Raw genomic sequence first — 3353 nt, forward strand, 5'->3', positions numbered from 1 at the left:
TTAATATTTCAAAAGTAATTCAACTAACGCATGCGATAGTTACTTAAGGACTGAGTGAATCACGTTGTTGAAAATGGAAAAATAAGGTAAAATAAAAAGAACTCCCATTGTTAATTCTTCTTAGTGAATACAATTTATTAAATTACTAAAGGAGAAAATAAAATGAAAAAGTATCTTTTATTTGTTTTAAGTTTTATTTTATTATTTGTTGTTTTTAATGTGTTTTCAGGTATGTTACAAACTGTTTTTTATCAACCTAATCTGTCGAACTTATGGAATAAGGTTAATCAATTACCAAGTGAAGTTGTTTTTGTAGAAAGTTCATTAATACCTACAATAATGATTGCACTGCTTTCTGCTACAATGGCATTTTTTATGCAAAGTCGTTTAAGTAAAAAGTCAGTTAAAACTAACTAATGCTTTATTAATTGAAGAAGATTATGAGTCATTGAAATGACTCATTTTTTTATGGTTTACTTCTTACACTTACATTAAGTAGTTGTTTTTATTCAACAAAATAGCAGTATAGTCATAATGAACGAAACGGCTCCTTTTGCTTAGCGTAGGTTGCACTTGGCAATAATGGGAGTTAACTAAAGCCTACCCATTCCAAATGTAGAGCTACAAACAAAAAGGAGCCGTTTATATTATGAAGGATAGTCAAAAATTTATTGGTTTAGACGTGTCAAAAGACATTATTTCTGTTGGTATTGCTGAAGAAGGACGTGGAGAACCACGATTTCACGGTAATATTCAAAACACACCTGAAAGCATTCGTAAACTTTTCAAGAAGTTAGGTGATCCTGAAAAGCTACTAGTTTGTTATGAAGCAGGTTCATGCGGGTATTGTATTTACCGCCAGCTTTTATCAATGGATATAGAATGTATTGTAGTTGCACCTACTCTAATTCCCAAAAGAGCTGGTGATCGAGTAAAAACAGACCGTCGTGATGCACTAAGGCTAGCTCAGCTTCTTCGAGCTGGAGAGCTAACTGCTGTTTGGGTACCTGATGAAACCCATGAAGCTTTAAGAGATTTGATTCGTGCTCGATTTGATACTCGTGAAGATTTACAAAGAGTACGTCAAAGACTTGTTCACTTCTTACTACGTCATGAAATTCGCCCACCTCAAGGTGTGAAAAATTGGACAGTCAAATATCGTACTTGGTTGAATACACTTACTTTCGAAAAAACTTCATTACGAATTGTATTCCAAGAGTATCTTCACTCCATTTACGAAGTTGAAGAAAGAATGAAGCGTATTGAGGCACAGATTCATGAAGAGGCAATAGAAAGCGAACACGCACCCGTCATTCAAGCACTTCAGACATTAAGAGGTATAGCTGAGATTACAGCCGTAACACTAGTCGCTGAAGTTGGTCAATTTTCTCGTTTTTCAAACCCAAGGCAACTAATGTCTTATGCAGGACTTGTTCCGAAAGAGTATTCAAGTGGATCAAACCGTTGGCAAGGTTCCATTACCAAAGTTGGAAATTCTCATATCCGACGTGCTCTAGTGGAAGTTTCTTGGTCTTATCGCCATCGTCCATCCCTAAAAGGCGAATTAAAAAAGAGACAAATTGGTCAACCACTCGAAGCACAAAGAATTGCCTGGAAAGCTCAACACCGTCTCAATCTAAAGTACAGTCGAATAACTGCTAGAGGTAAGGCTGGCAAATTCGCAGTAGTTGCAGTCGCTCGTGAATTACTTGGATTTATATGGGCAATTGGTTGTAGTATCGAAGGTACACAATTATCCCAATCAAAAATTGCTTAAAAGCTAAACCACACCAATCAATAAATATTAAAATAATAGAGTCTAGTAAATATTGAAATCTTGGCTCGGAGGCAAATTCGGTAAGGAGAACCCTCTTGTGCAACTATGCATTAGGTTTAATAACTGAACATGCGCGTTTAGATCGAGGCAGCTCCGTAACGGATAAAATGAAATGTGGTAACCAACCCACGCATATCAGACTGTAAATCACTGTTAATTTATTTGCCTTCGTGCCAAGCTTTTAAGACATTATCTTTTCTTTAGAAACTAAAAATATCTACTATTATAGAGTTGTCATTCACAGACTTAGAAAATCTAATTTTTTGAATTCTAGGTTGGTAGTCTTAATTTAAGTCTGTCTAAAAAAAGAAAAATCCCTATATTAAAACCTTTTTGGTCTGGTGGTTTGACAGTTTCGTTCATATCAGTTGTATAAAGATTATTGGAAATTCTATGAAAAAAAGCGAAATTCCCCCAAATTATCTATGTCGTATGAAGTGTATAATTAATTAAGAATTATAAATGGAGGAATTGAAGTGCGTTTGACATTAAATATTACCTTACCGTTGCTTATGAGTGCATTAGGAATTTATTGCTTTATTACTGGTAATTTTACAATATTACCTTATACACTGTCTTTATTAGGAGTGTTTTCGTTAATTCAAAGCTATTTAGCATTTAAAGAAAAAAGAAAGTTAAGTGGTTTTCTTTGCATCCTTTTTTCGATTTTATTAATCTTATCGATATTCAACTAACTGATGCTTTAGTTGAACAACATGATCGGCTCTTTAGCCGATTCTTCTTGTGGAACTAATGGCAGTTTAGTTGAAGAAGGATTATCTGAAATTCTATGTAAAAAAACGGAATTTCCCCCAAATTACAAAGAACAATTGTCAAGGTATAATTATTAGTAAATATAAAAAAATGGGGGCTTCTAGTGAGTAAAATAGATAAACAAAAAGAAAGATGGAACAGAATAAAATCCAAAGGTAAAAAAAGGTATTTATTAAACTTTTTACTTATTTATATGGCTATCTCATTACTATTTCCAACGTTGACAGTGTTTGGACATAATAAAGTAACATATTCTTTAGAGGAGATTTTTAAATTATATTTAATGTACTTAATAAGTTGGAGTTTAATGGGGGTAATGTTTGGAAATATAACTTGGAAAAATAATAATAATAAGTATGAAAATTAGTTTATGTTACTTATATATTAAAAAAACCTTATACAACTAACAAGCGCGTTAGTTCAATAACGATCGGCTGCTTCGGCGGTCGTTTTTTTATTCGCGCGCCCAGCAAGCCGTTAATTGCTAACTGGTGAAAGTCCAGTCTAGGTAAGAACCAAGTCGCCTAGTAGCTAACAGGCAACTGGTGGAGAAATCCTAAGGTTGAAGCCCTGTGATAAAGTAACTTCCTTACGGAATTACAAGCAACTTTACAGGTTGTAACATAAAGTGAATCCTGCCGCCTCGTCAAAAGGAACCTCAAAAAGAGGACAAAGAGAAGTCGAGCCTGGGAATAAGAGGCGAAGACCATGGAAGGTGTATTGAACTTGGAACAGCACTCAA

The 3353-nt window shown here is 34.3% G+C and carries 4 protein-coding genes; all 4 read left to right on the forward strand.

Annotated elements, in window-relative coordinates; all coding sequences use genetic code 11:
- Positions 1–162 precede the first annotated feature (162 nt).
- The 4 genes from CN601_RS22005 (at position 163) to CN601_RS22020 (ending at position 2978) form a co-directional block, all read left to right on the forward strand.
- Positions 163–417, forward strand: a complete 255-nt coding sequence (locus CN601_RS22005; protein ID WP_098172363.1) for a hypothetical protein — start codon at positions 163–165, stop codon at positions 415–417.
- Between the two features lie 232 nt (positions 418–649).
- Entirely contained in the window at positions 650–1777 is a 1128-nt protein-coding gene (locus CN601_RS22010; protein WP_098172364.1) for an IS110 family RNA-guided transposase, read from the forward strand.
- A 536-nt stretch (positions 1778–2313) separates the two neighbouring features.
- On the forward strand, positions 2314–2532 hold the full coding sequence (locus tag CN601_RS22015; RefSeq protein ID WP_098172365.1) for a hypothetical protein: 219 nt from the start codon (positions 2314–2316) through the stop codon (positions 2530–2532).
- A 182-nt stretch (positions 2533–2714) separates the two neighbouring features.
- Complete coding sequence (locus CN601_RS22020; protein ID WP_098172366.1) at positions 2715–2978, forward strand: hypothetical protein; 264 nt, start codon at positions 2715–2717, stop codon at positions 2976–2978.
- The last annotated feature ends 375 nt before the right edge of the window (positions 2979–3353 follow it).

This window comes from Bacillus sp. AFS017336, assembly GCF_002555445.1.
Classification (GTDB): domain Bacteria; phylum Bacillota; class Bacilli; order Bacillales; family Bacillaceae_G; genus Gottfriedia.